At 60.2% G+C, this 20,434-nt stretch carries 17 protein-coding genes; 9 read left to right on the top strand and 8 right to left on the bottom strand.

All coding sequences use genetic code 11. The features are described from left to right. The first annotated feature begins 424 nt into the window (after positions 1 to 424). Both EK23_RS20240 and EK23_RS20235 read left to right on the top strand, forming a co-directional pair. Positions 425 to 1,888: a cation:proton antiporter domain-containing protein gene (locus EK23_RS20240; protein WP_082054380.1), complete on the top strand. Its 1,464-nt coding sequence runs from the start codon at positions 425 to 427 to the stop codon at positions 1,886 to 1,888. Positions 1,889 to 2,505: 617 nt separating this feature from the next. Continuing rightward, positions 2,506 to 2,790 carry a hypothetical protein gene (locus EK23_RS20235; RefSeq protein ID WP_045227218.1) on the top strand — a complete coding sequence of 95 codons (285 nt, stop codon included), beginning with the start codon at positions 2,506 to 2,508 and terminating at the stop codon, positions 2,788 to 2,790. A gap of 232 nt (positions 2,791 to 3,022) precedes the next feature. Here the strand turns inward: EK23_RS20235 and EK23_RS20230 are convergent, their stop codons facing one another. Further along, entirely contained in the window at positions 3,023 to 4,120 is a 1,098-nt protein-coding gene (locus tag EK23_RS20230; protein ID WP_235282232.1) for a helix-hairpin-helix domain-containing protein, read from the bottom strand. 247 nt (positions 4,121 to 4,367) lie between these two features. Here EK23_RS20230 and EK23_RS20225 point away from each other — a divergent pair, with 247 nt between their 5' ends. Then, positions 4,368 to 5,033 carry a DsbA family protein gene (locus EK23_RS20225; RefSeq protein WP_045227223.1) on the top strand — a complete coding sequence of 222 codons (666 nt, stop codon included), beginning with the start codon at positions 4,368 to 4,370 and terminating at the stop codon, positions 5,031 to 5,033. Between the two features lie 243 nt (positions 5,034 to 5,276). On the opposite strand, the gene EK23_RS20220 is transcribed toward EK23_RS20225, so the two are convergent. The 3 genes from EK23_RS20220 to EK23_RS20210 all read right to left on the bottom strand — a co-directional run bounded on the left by EK23_RS20220 (position 5,277) and on the right by EK23_RS20210 (position 7,887). Then, positions 5,277 to 6,026 carry a DUF6635 family protein gene (locus EK23_RS20220; RefSeq protein WP_052808401.1) on the bottom strand — a complete coding sequence of 250 codons (750 nt, stop codon included), beginning with the start codon at positions 6,024 to 6,026 and terminating at the stop codon, positions 5,277 to 5,279. A gap of 395 nt (positions 6,027 to 6,421) precedes the next feature. Further along, positions 6,422 to 6,661: a hypothetical protein gene (locus EK23_RS20215; protein ID WP_045227217.1), complete on the bottom strand. Its 240-nt coding sequence runs from the start codon at positions 6,659 to 6,661 to the stop codon at positions 6,422 to 6,424. 47 nt (positions 6,662 to 6,708) lie between these two features. Continuing rightward, on the bottom strand, positions 6,709 to 7,887 hold the full coding sequence (locus EK23_RS20210; RefSeq protein ID WP_235282231.1) for an aminotransferase-like domain-containing protein: 1,179 nt from the start codon (positions 7,885 to 7,887) through the stop codon (positions 6,709 to 6,711). A gap of 221 nt (positions 7,888 to 8,108) precedes the next feature. Between EK23_RS20210 and EK23_RS20205 the strand changes: the two genes are divergently transcribed. The 5 genes from EK23_RS20205 to EK23_RS20185 all read left to right on the top strand — a co-directional run bounded on the left by EK23_RS20205 (position 8,109) and on the right by EK23_RS20185 (position 12,687). Next, the gene (locus EK23_RS20205; RefSeq protein WP_045227216.1) at positions 8,109 to 9,521 is read left to right on the top strand and encodes an aminotransferase-like domain-containing protein; all 1,413 of its coding nucleotides are present in this window, start codon (positions 8,109 to 8,111) and stop codon (positions 9,519 to 9,521) included. 51 nt (positions 9,522 to 9,572) lie between these two features. Beyond that, a complete protein-coding gene (locus EK23_RS20200; protein ID WP_235282230.1) occupies positions 9,573 to 10,493 on the top strand; it encodes a LysR family transcriptional regulator in 921 nt (306 codons plus the stop codon). Positions 10,494 to 10,598: 105 nt separating this feature from the next. Next, the gene (locus EK23_RS20195; protein ID WP_045227215.1) at positions 10,599 to 11,393 is read left to right on the top strand and encodes a class I SAM-dependent methyltransferase; all 795 of its coding nucleotides are present in this window, start codon (positions 10,599 to 10,601) and stop codon (positions 11,391 to 11,393) included. 101 nt (positions 11,394 to 11,494) lie between these two features. Next, on the top strand, positions 11,495 to 11,995 hold the full coding sequence (locus EK23_RS20190) for a cupin domain-containing protein (protein ID WP_045227219.1): 501 nt from the start codon (positions 11,495 to 11,497) through the stop codon (positions 11,993 to 11,995). Between the two features lie 323 nt (positions 11,996 to 12,318). After that, complete coding sequence (locus EK23_RS20185) at positions 12,319 to 12,687, top strand: cupin domain-containing protein (RefSeq protein ID WP_045227214.1); 369 nt, start codon at positions 12,319 to 12,321, stop codon at positions 12,685 to 12,687. A 187-nt stretch (positions 12,688 to 12,874) separates the two neighbouring features. On the opposite strand, the gene EK23_RS20180 is transcribed toward EK23_RS20185, so the two are convergent. Continuing rightward, positions 12,875 to 13,888, bottom strand: coding sequence for a hypothetical protein (locus EK23_RS20180; protein WP_045227213.1), 1,014 nt, complete (start codon positions 13,886 to 13,888; stop codon positions 12,875 to 12,877). A 24-nt stretch (positions 13,889 to 13,912) separates the two neighbouring features. Next, positions 13,913 to 14,626, bottom strand: coding sequence for a thaumatin family protein (locus EK23_RS20175; protein WP_158002563.1), 714 nt, complete (start codon positions 14,624 to 14,626; stop codon positions 13,913 to 13,915). Between the two features lie 800 nt (positions 14,627 to 15,426). Here EK23_RS20175 and EK23_RS20170 point away from each other — a divergent pair. After that, the gene (locus EK23_RS20170; protein WP_158002562.1) at positions 15,427 to 19,200 is read left to right on the top strand and encodes an FG-GAP repeat domain-containing protein; all 3,774 of its coding nucleotides are present in this window, start codon (positions 15,427 to 15,429) and stop codon (positions 19,198 to 19,200) included. A 340-nt stretch (positions 19,201 to 19,540) separates the two neighbouring features. Here EK23_RS20170 and EK23_RS23765 read toward each other — a convergent pair whose 3' ends face one another. Next, positions 19,541 to 19,699, bottom strand: a complete 159-nt coding sequence (locus EK23_RS23765) for a hypothetical protein (protein ID WP_158002561.1) — start codon at positions 19,697 to 19,699, stop codon at positions 19,541 to 19,543. A gap of 102 nt (positions 19,700 to 19,801) precedes the next feature. Beyond that, positions 19,802 to 20,434: NHL repeat-containing protein (locus tag EK23_RS23760; RefSeq protein ID WP_045227210.1), on the bottom strand; the 633-nt coding region annotated here is incomplete at its 5' end.

The raw sequence follows: 20,434 nt of genomic DNA, 5'->3' as shown, positions 1-20,434 counted from the left end.
GGTGTGGAACCAGAAAGTCGGTCAGTTGAATCTGATCTGACAACCCAGCGCACCCAAAACGGGTAACTGTCAGATCAGGTCGCGACTTCTACAATATATTGCTGCAACAAAGCTGCTACCCAAATAGCCAACTTTGCGAGCACCAACGGCCACCCTTCCTCGGCTTGGCCGCTGGTCGCGCAGTGACGGTCAACCAGTGGCACCGCGACTTCCCTCACGTTATTCGGTGAGCGAATCTGCAATGCAACCCCGTGACGTCATCCGCTGACCGCGGGATTAGGCATTTCCCTCTCGGTCGGATGGTGTCGCCCCGTGCTTCACGCGTCCACTTGGCTCAAATTCGAGTGGATTGCGGTCGCCATGGTAGAGTCCATACGCATTTCGTGCCTGTCCCGCTCGATGTGCAATTGCTAGCTAATACATCATGTACCAAGAGCCCCCTAGTCCAACACTGTTCTCGCGGCGATGTCTATTCACAGCGTTGCAATATCTCGCTCTCGTGGGTATCCCCTTTGTTTTTCTCATCGGCATTCTGATCGCCGGCCAGCACCTTCAGGCACCCGCAGCAACCGGATCGGTTACGGCAGTTAAGCAAATTGGCGGGGGGGCGTCTATGCCCAATCTCTTACTCCTACTGGGGCAGATGGTCTTGATCATTGCGGTTGCCCGCTGCGTGGGCTTTCTATTCCGCGTTATCCACCAACCACAAGTCGTTGGGGAAATGGCTGCGGGAATTATGCTGGGACCCTCGCTGTTCGGTTGGCTGGCACCCGAATGGTTTCACGCTGTTTTCCCGCTGACCAGTCTCGGCTTCCTGAATTCAGTGAGTCAGATAGGACTGCTGGTCTTCATGTTCTTGGTTGGGCTAGAACTCGATCCCAAATTGCTTCGCGCCCAGGGCGCCACGGTGCTCATAACAAGCCATATGAGTATTGCGGTTCCCTTTGTTCTTGGCGCCGCGCTGGCCCTTGGCTTATACATCGAGCTTTCGGACAGCAGCGTTTCGTTTGTGGGCTTTGCCCTCTTTTTGGGGGCGGCCATGAGTGTGACGGCATTCCCGGTGCTGGCACGCATCCTCGCCGAAAAGCACCTGATGCATACACGCGTGGGGGCTGCAGCGCTGGCGTGTGCCGCGATAGATGACGTCACGGCATGGATCATCCTCGCCGCTGTCGTGTTACTGGTTCGCTCTTCGATGACACAAGGGCCGCTCTGGCTTGCAATCGGGGGTTCGTTTCTCTTCGTCAGTACCATGCTCATGTGGGTGCGTCCACTGCTTGGGCGATTCAGAAGACACTTCTGCGAACTAACCCATGATCGGCTGGCTCTCGTTCTCGTCTTTGCGCTTCTCTCGGCTTTAATCACGGAGTGGCTGGGTATTCATGCCTTGTTCGGAGCGTTTCTCGCCGGCGCGGTTCTCCCGAGGGAGACCGACTTCATCCGCGCTCTGACAGAAAAGCTTGAGGACGTCACGTTGGTTTTTCTGTTGCCGCTGTTTTTTGCCTTTACGGGACTCAGGACGAGCCTCGAAATGGTCAGTGGCGGCACACTGTGGGCCGCTTTCGGATTAATCATGGCTGTCGCTGTGTTTGGGAAATTTGGCGGATCAGCTATAGCCGCTCGGATGGCAGGAATGTCATGGCCTGAGGCCAGTGCCATGGGGGTATTACTAAACACGCGCGGCCTGATGGAACTTGTGATTTTGAATGTCGGTCTGGATATTGGTGTCATTTCGCCCACGCTGTTCGCCATGATGGTGCTTATGGCGCTGCTGACTACGTTCATGACAACGCCCCTACTGGAATGGATTCTGCCCGCAGACGTTCTCGATCCGGAAGAGGCGAATGAGTTAGGGCGTTTATCGGGAGGCGGTTCGCCAAGCAGGTGATTATCACTAGGACTGGAGGAGACAAGGAGACGTCCGCGATCCTGCGTTGAGACGCTAGAGCAATTTGCGGACACCGCAGAGTCCTGGGAGCCGAAACGGAGCGGTCCACCAACTCCAGGAAAATCCATACGCTGCCGTTCGGCCTCAATTGGGCAGTAGGCAAGAACGACAGCTGTGGCCAAACTACAAGAGAAAGGCTGCGGTGGGTGAGCGATGGAAAGCTGAGAGGAGCAGACGTTCAGGTGATCACTCAAAGAATTGGCGGACGACCGGAATTGGCCGGTTCCTGTTACCTGTTATTCACCACAAGCTGGTATTCGACGTATTTCACTGTCAAGGACGCTGAGTTTAATCGGCACCTACCGCCGGCGGGCGGTGGGTCAATCGATCGATACGCCGCGAATTCCGGGGGGGGGTGGAAGCCGAAACGTCGGCGGGGCACTGCGCGTAAACTCGCGTTGTTTGATAAACGCTGATTTTGTGAATGCAGCATTCAGTTCGGTTGCCCTTGCAGGCGCCGCCCGCAGCCGAGAGGATAGGGCGAACTCTGCGGTCCGATTCGGTGGCGTATTCACCGCGTTACCACTGGGGATCAAATAGCAGCATTTGAGGCGCTTATGGCTCACTGGGTGGAAATTACCGAAGACAACCGGGACCATTGGTCGAGAAAGGGGATTTACCTGTTTCTGGGCACAAAGCTTTGGCATGAGCACGAGCAGGTGCATCGAGACGATGGCCTGGCCATTGTGAGCCCCGATGGTGTCGAACGCTGGTATGTGCGCGGGCGCGAGATCACGGCCGAGGTAAGGGCGCTGTTCCGGGAGCATCAGTGGGCTTTGAGCCGAGGCTTGGACACGCCGGAAAAGCGCAAGGTGTTTCGATCGGCTTTCCCCAGCACTTAGTTTTATTCCGAGCGGCAGGAACCGGGCCTCTCGCCCATGTTCGGCTTCGCGGGGCTGTCCTTTGCAGCCGCATTCATGCAACCGATCCGCCCGGCGAAAAATGGGTCATCGCGATTGTGTCACAACTGGATGTTTGTATGAGACTGGCCTCACACGACCTGGAAGCAATCTTTTCCGGAAAACTGGGCTGTTACAACCAGCATGCTGCGGAATTTCGCGACGGCACACTAGGTTAGATGTCAGCCAGAACATCGATGCCTTGCTGCGCCACCTGCAGAGTGAGCCTCCCCTGCGGATTCTGGATTTCGGCTGCGGCCCGGGACGTGACCTCATGGAATTCACTCGGCGCGGCCTGATCGAGGTGGGCGTGGAAGGAGCCACTTGTCTGGCGGCCATGGCAAGGCAGTGTGCCCGACAACAAGCGCTGCAGGTGTCTGGCGCGGCCCACCTCGGCGCGGTGCAGGGGCGCCAGGAACAGAGCCTCGCCTTCTCCCACCGTTTCAGCGATCAGGTTGCCTTCGTCCAGTTCCTCGGCGATGGCCTGCACCAGGGTTGGCTCCGGGATCTCCAGCAGCTGCGCTGCCATGTCGATGAGTGTGTCCCTCAGCGCGGCACAATGGCCTTGTTCCGACCATTGCTGCAATGCATGACGGACGCCGGCCCGGGCACGGATCAGCGAGTCGGGTGGAATCCCCAGGCGCTGGGCGAGAGCATCCGCGGTCTTGAAGCCGATGCCGTGGATGTCCAGGGCCAGGCGGTCGGGGTTCTCGCTGACCCCGATGCTGGCTTCATCGCCATAGGTCTTGTAAATGCGCACGGCACGTGAGGTGCCCAGGCCATGGGACTGCAGGAACACCATGATCTCGCGGATGACCTTCTGCTCCGCCCAGGCACGGGTGACCTGGGCCTGGCGCTTAGGACCGATTCCATCCAACTCCAGCAGGCGTTTCGGTTCGGATTCGATGACCTCGAACACCTGCTCGCCGAAGGCGCGAACCAGCTTCTTGGCGAAGTGGGGGCCGATGCCCTTGACCATGCCGGAGCCCAGGTACTTCTCGATACCCTCCAGGGTCGAGGGCGGTAATACCTGCAGTTGCAGGGCCTTGAACTGCAGGCCGTGGTTGCGGTCGTTGACCCAGACGCCCCGGCCTTCGACATATTCAGCCAGCGTGACGGAAGCAGCGGAACCGATCACGGTGACCAGATCCCGCTGGCCGCGCACCTTGATCCGCAGGACGCAGAAACCAGACTCCTCACTGTGGAAGGTCACCCTTTCCACCGACCCGCTCAGGCGCTCCTGGGTCGGCTGGGCATCGAGGGCGGTGCTCACGGGCAATCGGTCAGTCTGCATCACCTCATGCTACCCGATCATGCCCCACGGCGGCGCTGGAGAAAACCTGGACATCGGCTGCACAACCCAGCCAGTAAGGCCTCGAACGTGATTCCACAGGACCTTCCACAGGCTTCTCCCCGGAATCTGTGGAAAGAACTGGCCACCCGGCATGCCCTATGGAAACTTGCTCGTTGCAGACGACCCGAGCACACTGCAGCAAGTTACCGACTTTCCTAAATCAGTCATGTCCAATAATCGAAGGGTCCAGGCTGCAGCGACGCTTTACTATGTGCACGATCCCATGTGCAGCTGGTGCTGGGCCTTTCATCCGGTCTGGGAACAACTCCGGGCTCAGCGACCCGATTCACTGACACTGAAGCGCGTACTCGGTGGACTGGCGCCGGATACCGATGAGCCTATGCCGCAGCCCATGCGAGAGAAGATTCAGTCGATCTGGCGCACGATTCAGCAACGGGTGCCGGGTACGGATTTCAACTTCGACTTCTGGTCGAACTGCACACCCAGGCGTTCCACCTATCCGGCCTGTCGAGCAGTGATCGCGGCGACGCGCCAGGGCAGCCGTTTCGAGGAACCGATGATCCTGGCCATTCAGAAGGCCTATTATCTGCTGGCGCGTAATCCCTCTGACGCCAATGCCCTGATCGAGTTGGCCGTGGACGTGGGGCTGGATGCGGTGCGCTTTGCCGCGGACCTTAGCGCTGAGGATACTCAGGCCGAGCTGATATCCCAGCTCAATCTCTCTCTGCACCTGGGAGCCCACGGATTCCCCAGTCTGACACTGCAGCACCGGGGCATGCTCCACGCCATAGCCGTTGACTATAGGGATGCGGCCACGATTCTGGCGCAGGCTGCAGAAGTTCTTCAATGCGCTGGGCCAATGGCGCCTTGAACATCCCGTATCCGCATCGGATCGAATCGATAAGTCCGATTATCCGTGCTCTTTGTGGTGGCGCAATGGCCGTTGGAAAGGCGGTTGCAGTGATGCAGTCGCACAGGTCTCCAGGCTTGAGGTCGGCCCAACCGGACATTTACCATCCGCTCCCAGTTCGTACCCAGCCGCAACTTACTGAAAGGAATTCATAAAGGAGCCTTCGCCAGATATTCCGGTTGTGCCGGGGGCCAAGAGTTGCCATCAACATCGGAAAGCGCGCCGTGCGTTGGTTCGATACACCGCTTCTTCCTTACGCGTGGGACTGCGGCATTCTCCTGGAAGATCAGACGCGAAATGGTTGATCGCCAATTGCTGGGCGAGAGTGCGCGCTGCCGCAGTGCTGGCCGAAAGCAAGCTGGGCGTGGCTTTCTGTAAGGCTGCGTAGCCGCTCGCCAGGGGAATGATATTGCCCGCAAGTTCCGAAACCGCGAGCCTGGTTTTCTTGTACTCGGCCAGGTTTGCCTCCAACGCCTGGCGGAAAGCAGTGCTTTGGCTGCGGGCCTTGCCGCCGGCCAGATAATCGGCGCAAACCCCCTCCACCTCGGGTTCCTCGAGGACGTAATGAAACAACGCGTCCTTGGTGGCTATTCGCGATCCTTGGACGCACGGCAGCTCCAGCAGTTCGGTCTGGATAACCCAGTTGATTATCTCTTGATAGCGGGTCGTCCTGCCGGACAGGATCTTGCGAAGACGCGCGCGCACTCGCGCGGCGCCCAGCTTCGCGCATAGAAAGTCCGCCCCATGGGCCGCGAAGGCGGGCAGTGCCCACAAGCCCTTGACCGGCACCTTGTAGATGTCATGCAGGAGGGTGCGCCGCTGCAACGCGAAGGCGCCCCGAAAGGAAAAATGACGCTCAACGAAGGGCGGGATCATTGCTTTGCGGCGCGCCAGGTAGGCGGCGATGCCGTAGCTGACGGCCTCTTCGATACGTTTTCGTTCGTTCTTTTCCATGCGCTCATGTTTTGCGGACAACGCTACCGGCAGCGTTCGCACTGCACGCCGGCGCTCCAGGCAAACCGCATCGCCCGTGCGAGCGTCAGGGCGCTGCAAAGGCGCGGAACAAGCCTTAGGCCTCAGCCCACGCGCGGTCGAATCCCGCCTGCGAGAGCCTGGCGGGATGCCCGTCCGACAAGGTGACTGCCAGGATCTGATTGCTTTTCAGGGCAGCTACCGGTGGTTCATCTCCGCCCGTCTTTCTATCTGGCGAGGCACTTCTATCTCGGACCTAGAGTACTCTCCGGTGTTTCAGGCCCGCGCCACGGGTCTTTGGAATCTGGATCGGTGCGCCGAGTTGATGAATATCACCGACATGACAATGATCGCCGCCACGGACAGGATGCGCGACGTCAGTGGTTCCTGCGCGAACCAGTTGCCCAGAAAAGCCGCCACGCGTGGATTGACATAGGCATACGCGCCACCAGCATGATCGGTGCATGCTGCAACAGCCAGATGTAGGCGGCAAAGCCGACCATGGAGCCGAAAGCGGTGAGATAGGCCAATGCCAGCCAGGAGGCCGTCGAGACTTGGGCGAAACTGAAGCCCGCCCAAGCGTAGTTCTTGTTGCCGGTAATGAGGGTCAGACTCATGGGACGCTACCTTCTGCCGGAAATCAGGTTCAAACAGAGGTCGAACTTTAGCTGCGTCGGCTTGGAGTGCCACCGGCGAGATTGCCCAAAAGCTCGCCCAGCACGGCGATCCCTTCAAGCATCTGCTCGGGCGCGGCGTGGCTGAAATTCAGGCGCACGGCCGGGTAACGCAGGTTCCCGGCGGGAAAGAACGGCTCGCCTGGCATGAACGCCACATCGCGCGTCAAGGCCTCGTGGAGCGCTGCCAGGGTATCGCAGTCCGCGTTCAGGCGCAGCCAGAAGAACAGACCGCCAGCAGGCGCTCGCCATTGGGCTATGCCAGCGAAATGACGCAGCAGCGCGGCCTGCATGGCATCCCGCCGATCCCGGTAGACTCCGACCATGCGCGCCGCATGAGCGTCGAACTTGTCCGATCTGAGAAACTGCGTGAGCCAGAGCTGGCCTGGCCGGTTGCTGTGCAGATCGCTGGATTGCTTGAGTCGCACCAGCCCCGGAAACAACGAGTGCGAAGCGGCGAGATAGCCGATCCGCAAACCCGGCGCGGTAATCTTTGAGAAGCTCCCCAGGTACACCCAGGCTGCCCGCTGCAGATAGGCGCAGATAGGCGTCCGGTCGGCCGGCTCGTAGGCCAGGTCACGGTAGGGATCATCTTCGATCAGCGGCACGCCGGCCTCGTCGAGGACCTCGGCCACGGCGCGACGGACTTCGTCCGAATAGCAACAGCCGGAGGGATTCTGGAAGGTAGGAATGAGATAGACGAAAGCCGGCCGGCGGTCAACGATGGCCCGGCGCAGCGCATCCGGGTCGATGCCGTCCTCAGTCAGCGATAACCCCTGGAACTCCGCACCGTACACAGCCAGAGCCTGAATTGTGGCCAGATAGGTGGGTGCCTCTAGCAGCACCGGAGAGCCTTCATCGATGAATAGTTTGCCCACCAGATCGATGCCTTGCTGCGAACCAGACGTCACCAGGACGTGCTCGGCATCGCATGCGATACCCAGGGTGGATAGATTTTGCGCGATCAGGCTGCGCAGAGCCGGCTCGCCTTCGCTGGGGCCGTATTGCCGGCAGTCGTCGAGGCCGGTGAAGTCCAGGTCAGGCATCAGCTCCTCCGCGGGCAATCCACCCGCAAAGGAAATGACCCCCGGCCGCTGTGTCACCTGCAGGATGTCGCGGATAAGGGAGCTGGTGAGCCGCGCGGCGCGGCGGGACAGTTGCGGTTTCACGGTCACTGCCCCGGCATCCCGACGCAATTTGGCAAGATCTGCATTCGGGCGAGGTGGGAGTTGCCGGAGAGTGCCACGTCAAAAAGCGTCATGATGGCTCCTGGTTGATGCTGGGTCGATTGACCCCGTTGGGCGTACAATAAGGCTGACGAGCCGGACAATACAGATACAGTTGATTCCCTGTCCGCCGAACCTGTACCGGTCGCTGAGCCAATACAGTCATGAATTCACTCAATATCGACCCAGCCGACAGCCGCCCCCTGATCGAGCAAATCGTAACCGGCATCAAGCAGCGCGTGGACGAACGGGCCTTACGGCCCGGCACGCGTCTGCCTTCGATCCGGGATTTCGCAGAACAGCACCGGGTCAGCAAATTCACGGTGGTCCAGGCCTTCGATCGACTGGTGGCGATGGGTTATCTGAAATCCCGCCAAGGCTCGGGATTTTATGTGCCACCGCGCCAGGAATCCGGCGCCGCCACCAGTCAGTCCTGTCAACTGAACCGCGCCATGGATGTACTCTGGCTGCTGCGCAACGCCTTGCAAGAGCAGCCCCACATCGCCATGCCCGCCGCCGGTTGGCTGCCCGGCGAATGGATGGATGGCGCCGGCATCCAGCGCAGCCTGCGCACGCTCGCCCGCAAGAGCGGCACGTACCTGACTGGCTACGGGCTTCCGGCCGGCTACGAACCTTTGCGGTCTCTGTTGGCACGGCGGCTCGAAGACCAGGGCATAGCCTGCGCGCCCCGGCAGATCGTCACCACCCGCGGCGCCACCCACGCCCTGGACCTGATCGCCCGGCTGTTCGTCAAACCGGGCGACGCCGTGCTGGTGGACGATCCCGGTTATTACACCCTGTTCGGCTACCTCAAGCTTTCGGGGGCGAGACTGGTGGGCGTGCCCTGGACCCCGTCGGGGCCGGACACCGCAGTCCTGGAAAACCAGATCCTGGAACACCAGCCGAAGATCTTTTTTACCAACACTCTGCTGCACAATCCCACCGGCGTCAGCATCAGCCAGTCGGTCGCCCACCGGGTGCTGCAACTGGCCGAGCGCCACGATCTGCTGATCGTGGAGGACGACATCTACGGCGACCTCTTGACGGGACGGGCCACGCGCCTGGCGACCCTCGATCAGCTGGAGCGGGTGGTGTTCGTCAGCAGCTTTTCCAAGACCGTTTCCGCGAGCCTTAGGGTCGGTTTCCTGGCCTGCAAATACGCAATCGCCGAGAGCCTGACCGACCTCAAGCTGCTTACCAGCCTGACCACATCGGAAATCGATGAGCGGCTGGTCTATGAACTCCTCACCGACGGCTACTACCGCAAGCACCTGGAAAAACTGCGCTCGCGTTTGCAAAAAGCCCGGGCCGAGGCTGTCCGGAACCTTGAGCGCAGCGGGCTGGAAATCTATCAGGAGACGGAGGACGGTCTATTCATCTGGGCACGCCGGGAAGCGTCCGGTAACGCCACAGCGCTGGCCGGGGCTGCGGCCAAACAGGGCATCATGCTGGCACCTGGCGCGCTGTTCAGGCCGCATCAGGAAGCTTCCCCCTGGCTGCGCTTCAATGCAGCGGGCTGCGAAAACCCGGCCATCTTCCGGTTTCTGGAGAGCGTGCGTGTCGATGACAACCTGTGATCCTTCACTAGCCCGATACCGACGGACCGCGAGCAGGCAGAAACACCTCATGTGTTCCAGATTTTCATCCTGTCCGTAAGCATGCGCTTCGATCTGAAGGATCTGGAATTGTTCGTCGCCACCGCGGAGACCGGCAGCATCGCCAAGGCGGCCGAGCGGTGCCATACCGTGGCCTCGGCCATAAGCAAACGCCTGTCCGATCTCGAAGCCGTTTACGGCACGGCGCTGCTAGTGCGCAGCAGCAAGGGCGTCGCACCGACGCCGGCAGGCCTTGCCTTGCTTGCCCGCGCCCGTGTCGTCCTGCATCAGGCCCGACAGCTGGATGGCGAGCTGCGCAGCTACTCGGCGGGCATCCGGGGGCAAATCCGGGTGTTCGCCAACATTTCCGCCATCGTGGAATTCCTGCCGTCGGCGTTGGCCTCGTTCCTGACGGCTCATCCGGAAATTCAGGTGGAACTCGAAGAACAGGTAAGCGGGGCCGTTGCCCAAGCCGTCGCCGACAATCTCGCCGATCTAGGGATCGTGAGCGAGGTCCCCGCCGGCCATGATCTGGTGCTGATACCTTTCCGTGAAGACGAACTGGTCCTGCTGGTGCCGCCGGATCATCCCCTGGCCCTGCGCAAGCGCATCGATTTCCGAGACGCGTTGGAATTCGATTTCATCGGCCTGCACAGCGACAGCGCCTTGCACTACCGGCTGCTGCGCGCGGCGGCCGATGCAGAGCGAGCACTTTATCTGAAAGTAAGGGTCACCAGCTTCGATGCGGTCTGCGCCATGGTGGCGGCGGGGCTGGGCATCGGTGTGGTGCCGAGAGGGGCGACCACGCCCTACACAGGCTCGCTGGGACTGGTGTCGCTGCCTCTGAACGATGCCTGGGCCAGGCGCCGGCTCCACCTCTGCGTGCGTTCCCTGGAAGGCTTGTCGGCGGCGGCGCGGCTGTTGCTGGATCATCTCGTCGCTGGCCGCATCTGAATCCAGGCATCGCCGTCGGCGATGGCGCCTTCGCGCAAGATCAATTTTCCTCGGGTGCTGCCTGCGGCATGCTGTTCTCGTCCATACACCATGAGGAGAACAGCGATGTATCAGTGGAGCCCGGAGGACTATGCGCGCCATTCTGCCGGCCAGGAGCGCTGGGCGCGGGAACGCCTGGCAGAATTGAATCTGCGTCCGGACGATACGATCTTGGACATCGGCTGCGGCGACGGACGCATCACCGCCGTGCTTGCCGAGCTGGTTCCCGAGGGCCGCGTGGTCGGGATGGATCTATCGGCGGACATGATTGCTTATGCACAGGCGCGCCATGGCCGTCCCAATCTCGCATTCCAGCGGGAGGACGCCCAGGCGATGCTATACGAATCCGAATTCTCCGTGGTTTTTTCCAATGCGGCCTTGCATTGGGTCAAGGATCCGCAGCCGGTGCTGGCCGGCATTGCCCGCGCCTTGACGCCGGGTGGCCGTTGCTTCATGGAGATGGGTGGACGGGGCAGTGCTGCGGCGCTGATCTCGGCGTTCGAGGCAATCGCCGCTGAGCCAGCCTGGCGCCAGAATTTCGAGGGATTCGAATCTACCTACGGATTCCACGAGGTGGCAAGCTATCGACACTGGCTCAGGGAAGCCGCCTTGGATCCCGGGCGGGTTGCACTGGTCGACAAGGACATGGTTCACAAGACCATGGAAGGTTTCATCGGCTGGCTGCGCACGGCCTGGCACCCGTACACGGCAAGAGTTCCGGCAGCAAGGCGGGAGCGGTTCATAGAATTGGTCGCCCAGCGCTATCTGGCCGAGGCGGCGGGCGCCAATGACGGCGGCGAGCAAATCCATGTGGCCATGGTGCGCCTCCAAGTGGAGGCGTGGAAGCCTGAGCGCGTGTGAGAGTTGAGCGGGACGGCGTGACACGGCCATGAATCGGGTATGGACGTCAGGACCGCGGTTGCTATCCTAGCCATGACCCAGCAAGAAGCGGAATGACAAACATGAACACGGAGAAACCCTTGACATTGCCTGCCCTCGACCCCGCCGACGTCCCCCGCAGGACCGGCTCGATTTATCCGACGGAAGAACTCCGCTCCTTGACCCAAGGGCGAAGCAAACAGGCCCTCGGCGATGCGCTGGGGCTCCAAGCTTTCGGCGTGAACCTGGTCCGGCTGGAGCCGGGGGCGATGTCCGCGGTGCGTCACTGGCATACCCGCCAGGACGAGTTCATCTATGTCCTAGAGGGCGAGCTGACCCTGGTGACGGAGAATGGAGAGCAAGTACTTGGCGCCGGCGTGTGCGCAGGATTTCCCGCCGGCAAACCTGACGGGCATCAGTTGATCAATCGCTCTGAGCGCGTCGCGATTTATCTGGAAGTGGGGGACCGGCTGCCGGGCGATGCGGCGCACTATCCCGATGTGGACCTGGAAGCGCGCGCGACCCGCGGCGGCTACAGCTTTTTCAAAAAGGACGGGGCGCCGTACGAGGCGGCGAGTGGGTAGCATGGAGATACGACTCGCAACCCTTGCCGATATGCCGCGCGTGGGCGCCCGTGCGCCATGATCTCGGGGATCGAAAGCGGTTTGCGGAGCTTGGTGAACTGGCAGGTGTCCTCCCATGGCGGGACACATGGAATACACATCACGTGTTCGTGATGGAACGCTTGCTGCGCAAGCGTTTGGTGAGTGCGCGTTGGATGGATGGTCATGCACAGGTGGAGGTCCTGGGCAGTTTGTCGCATTATCCGTGTCTAAAGCATTCGGCGAAACGCCTCTGCCGCAGGCTCGCACGGCCCTCTGGCGGAGCGGGCCACTCAGGAGTTTCTATGTCGAAATCCACCATCACGTATTGGAACCCGCTGTTGCCCGTTAACGGCGGAAAATGGCAGCCTATTTCGGGATTGGAAGGTATGGCCGAAGAACTCACACTCAGCATTGATCAGGAGACGGGTGAATATACTCGGCTGACCCGCTTCCATCCGGGAGCAGACACCGCCGCGTTCGGCGGCAAGCGCCATGCCTACCCGGAGGAAATCTTCATCGTCAGCGGCCGTCTGTACGATGAGGCTTTCGGTGTCTGGCTGGAAACGGGCCATTACGCCAGTCGCCCGCCCGGTGAGTTGCACGGGCCGTTCAGAACGGATGAGGGCTGCGTGGTTCTGGAAGTCTCGTTTCCCAACCGAACTCAAGCTTGATGCTGCGAGAAAAAATGTGCGATACCGGACCGGCAGGCTGCTGGCGGCTGCCACCGCCGCATTCGCTTGTGCCTTGGGCTTTGCCAGGGACCGCTCTTGCGTCGCATGAGGGGCTGGCTGGGGTTCCCGGCGCATTGGGTCGCCGGGAGCCACGCTCGAACGGAATCATCCTCAGAACCGCCGGACGCTAGCCCCGGCAGAAGGCTTTCACCGCCTTCGTCAACTGCTTTTTGTTGGCGTAGCCGTGCATGCGCGCTGCCACACGCAGACTGCCGAAATGCCTTGTCAGGGTCGCATGGCTGCGAGTCCTGCAACTGCGCTTGCCCGGGGTGCCATCGAAGCTGGGTTTGACCGTGGCCAACTGGGAATTCCAGCGGCAGATCACCCCGTCGTTGCCGGCGCCATCGCCAAGATTGCAGCTCCAGGCATTGGGGGAGGGGCGGGCGATCCCAAATACCGCTCCATTCTGGATATCGATACTGCACAGGGTACGCGCCTGGTCGGGCTGGTAAATGTTGGAGGTCAGGGCACTGCACTGCGGGAGGGAGGCCACGGACGGCGTGATCGGTACGCTGGTGCCGCCGGGCGAGAAGACCACCCGGTAGAGCGGCGCGTCGTCCGCGTAAACCTGCGGGTCGTTGGGCCAGGTATAGGCATGGGGGAAGACCTCGTGCACCGTGTCGTCCCCGATGCAGGCTTCGCCGGGATTATTGGGGTCAACCTCCGAGCAGAGCCCGAAAGGCGGCTGCGTGGAATAGTCCGGGAGTCCCGATGCCGGATTTAGGTAGCCATAGGGAAAGGTGCAGACGTCGTCGGGGCAGGGGGGCTTGGCGATAAAGCCGCGCAGGGAGCACTTCTGGTTCTGGGTACTGCCAGGATTGTTCCAGCAGGACGCCAGTACGGGGCAGTCGTTGTCGGTACTGCAGCTCGCCCCGTACTGAGTGGGGTCTCCGGCGCAGAACACTTTCCAGCGGTAGCAAGTCGGGTCGGATGTATCGCAGTTCTGGGCGGGTTCCACCGGAAACTTATACTTCCCGCAATTGGAAAAACAGCCCACGGTGGCGTCTCCGCCCAGGGGCTTGCCGTCGCTGCCTTCGATGACGAAGCCGTATTCCTTATATTTCTCGGAGGTCAGGTCGGAACGTTTTAGCTTGAAGCCGTCCGGGCAGTTGCTATTAGCGCGCAGGTCCTGGCCGTACACTGACAGCGGCGCGTTTTTCGCCAGCTAGAACGGGTTATTGGGGTCACCCGGGTCGCTGTCGTGCCCGCCCACCGCCACGATATCCACGGTCAGGCTCACGCCGTTCACGGCGCTGATGTCGAAATTGTCGACATAGTAGGTGGAGCCCGGGGCGGGAGTCACGGCTTGGTAAAAGGTCCATTCGGTGATGGTCGCCGCGCCTGGCGGGCCAAGCTTGGCCTTGCTGACATCGTAAACCCCGCCCGCGCCGCCGGTCTCGCACTGGGCCTTGTCCGCGGCGATTTCGAAACGGCAGCCGGTGCGCGCCCAGATGTTGGGCGCCACGCTGCCTTCCTTTTTGGTGTCGGCCCACTCGGGTGGAATGTCCAGGGTGATCACATTCGCGTTGTTGGGTGAACCGGCCGGCTTCATGACCCAGGTGCCCTCGCGCGGAAATATCGAGGTCAGTGCCTTGTCGGGGCCGTTCTTGGCGGCATTGGCCGCGCCCAGGATGGTTTCCGTGGAACAGTTAACCAACTGAACCACGCGCACCGCCGGGGGAATGGGCGTCGCCACCGGCATATTGGCCAGGCAGGCGTCGGTCTTCTTGGGCGCGGCCTTCGGCTTGGCCGTTGCCGCTGTGGCGGGATGGGCGATCAGGCACAGGGTGTAGGTCAGGAGCAAAAGTTGCCAAAGCGTCAGGCTCGACGTGAGGAAACGGTTTCTGCTTGGCTGGCGAGAAGAAGCGAGTTTTTCCATTTGATCGTTTTCCTTGCGCATTCGGTTGTGAGTCCCGGGTTGCGTTGGCCTGAGTGGAGTATCTCGGTCCACACCCTGTGACGAGCAGGGTTTTTCACAGAGCAAGATGCTGACGCCTTTGGCATCCGTCGCGGGAGTCCAGACTAGTCAAATTTCCGGCGATTTCTTGACATATGTCAAGTTTCGTCGGCAGTATGAGGACACGCAAGTACGTGATTGTACGAAGTCGCGTCAATTTACCGACCGATAGCGGCCAAATCAGCTTACGCCGCCCGCCCAGATAGTCCCCTGAACGCCTGCTTGCGGGGATCGAAACAGTTCAATGTTGATAAAGGAGTGTCACATGAGCCATCTAGGGAAGCTCTTCATGCCTGAAACGTGTTTCGACTCCGACGCGCGCCTGATTCGTCCTCGCCACCCTCTTGGCGAAAATTTCACCAACGTAACGGTATTCCCCTTCGGGGTGTATCCGTCACACGCCGCAAACCCACAAGCGGACTCCGGGCTATCAGCCCGTTCCACGCCTGAACCGTATCGCCGCCGCATATCGCGCAGCTGACCGTGGCCGATTCGACCGTTTCAGCAAATTTCAACCTATTACCAGGGAGTGTTTTACGATGTATGTTAATCGTGGGTATCAAGCACTAAACGGAAACCAGAATGCGCAACGGCGGTATTCTCGGGCTTTGGGCTTATGTCTGGCTTTTGGGATCATCCTATCCGGTATGGCGAGTGTCGCACTGCCGGCTCAACCGGATTACAGCAACGTAAGCGATCCCCTCGGCGGTCAGAGGCATATCTTGCGCAACGACGATCTGGTTCTAAGCTTCGGAGCGCAAAACCTAATTTATGACAGTGGCCCGAACAGTTACCAGGATTTTGGAAGCACTTATACCCTTATTTCAACGAATTCGAAAGTGGATGCACCATCGCCAGGTCCAGCGGTCCCCACGGTCAAAAACGGCACTGCGGGGTGTAACGCCGCCTCAGGGTGCGCGGAGTATTGGTACCCTTACTACCAAGTGCCAACCGGAAAAAATGGTCTTTTGGCCCCTCCCAGCTATCTCGCCATGGGACAGGCGGCCGGTCGTTTCTTCAATACGGACAGAGATACACTGGTTCAGTTTCCTTTCCAGTATGGGGCGAACAATCAGTTGCCTCCTTTGCTGATTTGGTTTACGGGCGACGACAGCGGCCATCTATCGGAAATTGGTCACCAGGACGTCTCTTGGGTAGATGGTGGTGGTGTATTCTTTGCGAAAGTGGGTGACTTCAATGGGGATGGATACGATGATATTTTAATGGTATCAAGCACGGGATCGGGTTCGAGTTATCAACCCCAAATGCGGATCGCGACTGCGGTAGATCCCAACGACCCGACCAAGGGTTTTAACTTCGGGCCGCAATTCTCGTTCAATGCGTATGGAATCCGAGACGTCGCCGTGGGGGATTTTAATGGGGATGGGATTAGCGACTTTGCAACGACCTACATCGACCCGAGTCGCACCTTGTACGCTGTGACTTTCAGTGTCGCTCCCACATCGCTTACAATCTCCACCGGCGGTCAGGTCCAGTTGGGCACTGCCGCAGATACCGGGTATCACCCCATTACCATGACCGCTGGGCGTTTTAGCTCCGCACCCCATGATCAACTGATCGTCGGCAGCTATATCAATGTTTCCATAGACCCCACCCAGGACTACATTTCAAATGGAGGGGTTTTCACAACGCAATTGATCGACTTTAGCGGGGGCGCGACCTTGCCGGATTCAATTACGCCAAAGTTGATTTATACGTATAATTATCCACCCGGCGTTCAGTATGATTATGTAGTCTTCAAACTGAAGGCCGCAAGGCTGAACCCAGCTAGCAATACCGATCAGTTAATTTGGCTTTCTTCGACTGCGAACATCGGATCGACTTTGCAGGTACTCACCGTCGACCCGTCCTTTAATACCAACAATCCAAGCTTCTTTACGGTAACCAGCGCGCTCTCTGGCAATGGACAGATCCCTGCCAATGTCGGCAACTTTTGGGGCCAGGACATCGCAATCGGTAATTTCGATCACCTGCAGGCTTCTTCCACGACCCCAAATACGACCGAACGAAACCCCATACTTCAAATTGCACTTGGAGGAATAAATGCCAATTATGACGGAGGTTACCAGTTTTATACAGGCCGTATCTACATTTACAACGTCGATCCGCTCAACAACTTTCAACTCAGCCAGAACCCTTATACTGGATTGCCGACGGGCGTATTTCAAGAGCCAAATGCACAATATCCAGTCAATAACGTGCAAAGCATGATTTTGACCGTTGGCGATTTTCGAGGCCGCTCATACCGGCTGGGCGCGCCAACCAAGATTACCCTGCAAAAGGCCCAGCCTTCGGTCATCCTCGCGGCGCCGCCCATGCACGCGGACTACGTCACCTCGGCGACAGGCAGCACCGGTTTGCTCAATCTGAGTGTGATTCCCGAAGGTTTTTATTCCAGGTATGAGCTTGATACCACACAGTCCACGACGAGCACCAATACCAACAGCCTCAGCACCTCATTCGGCATCAAGCTGACGGCCGGCGCTGCCATCGCGATCGGCGACGAGGACGACGGCGACGGCGCCACAGTCAAAGACACGGCCACCACCACTGCGGATCTGAAAACCTCGGCGGAAACCAAATATGGCAGCTTCTCGACGACAGAGTTCAGCATCAACCAGCAAACCGGTTTGACCGATCAACTCTGGATCAAGGATTCCTTGTTCTACGTCTACTCCTATCCGGTGATCGGACGCACCGCGTGTCCTGCGACCAGTCCCGCATGCGCGATCACGGACCAAAAACCACTGACCTTCCAAGTTTCCGTGCCCGCCCCGTCGGAGATTAAGACGCCGCCGGCCAGCAATCTTGAGTGGTATCAGCCGCCGTGGGAGTACGGCAACATTTTCTCCTACCCGGCGAGCTACGCGCAGTTGCAGGCCTATCTGCCGACTCTGCAGAAGCTCTCGGAAGATGTGGCTTTCTACACCGACGCCAGCAACATCCAGGTGAAGAATGCGTGGAACACCGGCACGAATTCCAGCCAGACGGTTTCATTCGATCAGAATTACTCCGTGGAAAACGACCTTTCGTTTTCCGTGACCGAGGGCCTCGCCGGCGTCGGTACGGGCAATGTCAACGCCTCCTTTGATGTCACCGCCAGTGTCGGTTTGGGGAGGGCCCAGGAATCATCCACCTCGCTGTCGGCCACGACCGGCATCACAGCGCAGAAGCCGGGCAGTTTCGCCGAACCCATCATGTACGCCTACGCGGTGAAGCCTGTCATCTTTGGCCGGCAGCCGCCCGCGGGCGCGTCCGGTACCGGTCCGAGTGCCGACATCAATACCTTTGGTCTGCTGCAGACCGCCTATATCGCCGATCCCACCGACACCTCGGCGGGCCTGTGGTGGGCGCAGGCTTACGGCGGCGCGCCCGACATCGCGCTCAACCACCCGAACCGGCTGATTGTCTCGACGCCGGGGCTTGCCAGCCCCAGCATCCCGCCCAATTGTCGCCCGACGGGCACGGGTGCCTCGCAGATGGACTGTGTCGAACTCGCCCCTTCGGCTCCGGACAACCCTTGGATGAGCGAAGTCCATTACATGCGGGGATTCTTCATCTCCAGCGCCAACTTCGCCTCACAGGGCGTGACGCCAGGGCAGGGCCCGCAACTGGCCAATGCGACGGCGGGCGACAAACTGATATTCACTGCCCGGGTGCACAACTACAGTCTGGCAGCGATGCCGACGGGCTCTAGCCTCTATGTCAGGTTCTACGGGGTCCAATGGAACGCGGTGACCAACACGGAATACCCCAGTTCCACTTTCCAGATCGGCAACGACGTCAAGGTTGGCCCGGTTCCGCCCTTCAGCGCGACGCCGGGCGATCCGGCCAACTGGATCCTGGTAAATAGCGATACCTTCGACACCACTTCCTACAGTGGTCGCTACCTGACCTTCTTTGTCGTGGTGTGGGGGCAGAAATCGGATGGGAGCTTGATGCAGGAGTCCACTGGACACGGCCTCAGCGCACTGCCGGGAACCATCAATTCCTTCGCCGATGCGGTCGCGCTGGAGGAAGTGGTCAGTGGCGGGCCTTCCTACAGCAATAACATCGGCTTTTACAATGCGCCTCTGGCCGTATTGCCCGCTCCATCGGGTGTGCCTGCTGCGGGGCCCCCTGGGGTGGATCCTTCGACCATCAAGCTGACTCTGGGCAAAGTGAAGGTCTCGAAAAAGTCCGCCAAGGCAAGCAAGCCCATCACCGTCTCGGCATTGATCAGGACGGGCAAGCAGCCTGTGAACGAGTTCATGGTGGATTTCTACGACGGCGATCCGTCGGCGGGCGGGCGGCTGTTCGACGTGGAGCGGGTGCCGTTCATCAAGTCCAAGGGTTCCTACCGGGTGAAAGTGAACTTCCGCTCAAATATCTGCGGCCGCCGCAGTATCCACATCAAGGCGGCCGATGGCAGGCCCTACGCGGTCACTCGCAAGTCGCAGCGGGTCAAGATTCATTGCATTAACCCCAAGGCTTAGGCCGGCAAGAACGCTGAGTAAGCTGGAGAGCCGACCTGAGTGGGGTCGGCTCGTCTGCTTCGCGAACGTGCGCATCCAGAAGGGGAAGTCATCAAAAGTAAGGGTTTGCCCGCTACGGCGGGTAAATCGATCGCGCTCTTTCTCGCATTTTCCGCGTTTGCGGCCTCGGCAAGTCAGGATTATTCAGGCAAGGAGGCGTCTCCTAATCCCGCAAAATCAGAATGTAGTACGTCTTCAAATTGGCAATTGTCACACCGAATGGTGGAAACGCGGTGGCGCCGCACTACAGCTAACACCGGGCAGTCGGCGTCGTATTTGGCGCTGTATTGGTCGGAGTCTCTCACGCAAAGCACTTTCCAGCGGTAGCAGAACGGATTGCTGGCATCGCGGGGGCGCGGTGATGACAGCCCACTGCGACGGTATCAATGGTCAGGGTGAAGCCGTTCACGGCGGCGATGACGAAACCGCCGCCGGTTCGCCCCAGGATGTTGGGCGCCACGCTGCCGTCCTTTTTGGTGTCTGCCCATTACGAGGGGATGTCCAGGCTGAGCACGTTACCTTCGCTGGGCGGCGATGAAAGCGAGGGAGTGGGTTAGCGATTTCATAGCGGATCGAAGCGGCTGAGCGAGGGTTCGGCGACACCGAGGGTGGGGTCGATGCGGGGCTGGCCGGTGGCGGTGTCGAGCAGGGGTGTGTAGTTGGCGGCATAGATGCTGCGCCAGTAGTCGACGGCGAGGTGGGGCACGTTGGTGCCGGGGCTGTTGCTGTTGAGCAGGGTGCCGCTGGGGGTATAGACGTCGATGCGGTACTGGGCGGGCTGTGAGCCATCGCCGGTGTAGTAGAGCAGGTAGATCTGTCCGGCGCCGTCGACGGCGACGTCGAGGTAGGTGTTGGTGGTGGGGAGCGCGAAGGTGAAGTCGAGCGGGGTGGCGGTGCCGAAGTAGCGGACCGGGTTGCCGTTGAGGTCGAAGGCGGCGAGTTGGGAGGCGCCGGCTTCCAGGACGATGATGGTGCCGGGGTTGGTGATGGCGACGCCGGTGGGGGTGGAGAGCAAGCCGATCTGGGTGCCGGGTCCGGCGACATAGGCGGCCAGAGGGGCGCGCGGGGTGGCGACCGGGCGGACATGGCCGAGGCGTCCGCTGTCGGTGTGGATGGCGACGACGCGACCGGAGGAATGCAGGGCGGCGGCGGAGACGGGCAGGAGGAAGTCGCCGAGGGAGACGGTCGGGTCCCA

It is taken from the genome of Methyloterricola oryzae, from assembly GCF_000934725.1.
Classification (GTDB): Bacteria; Pseudomonadota; Gammaproteobacteria; order Methylococcales; family Methylococcaceae; genus Methyloterricola; species Methyloterricola oryzae.
Note: the sequence above shows the minus strand (reverse complement) of the source record. Positions and strands in the feature narration are given on the sequence as shown.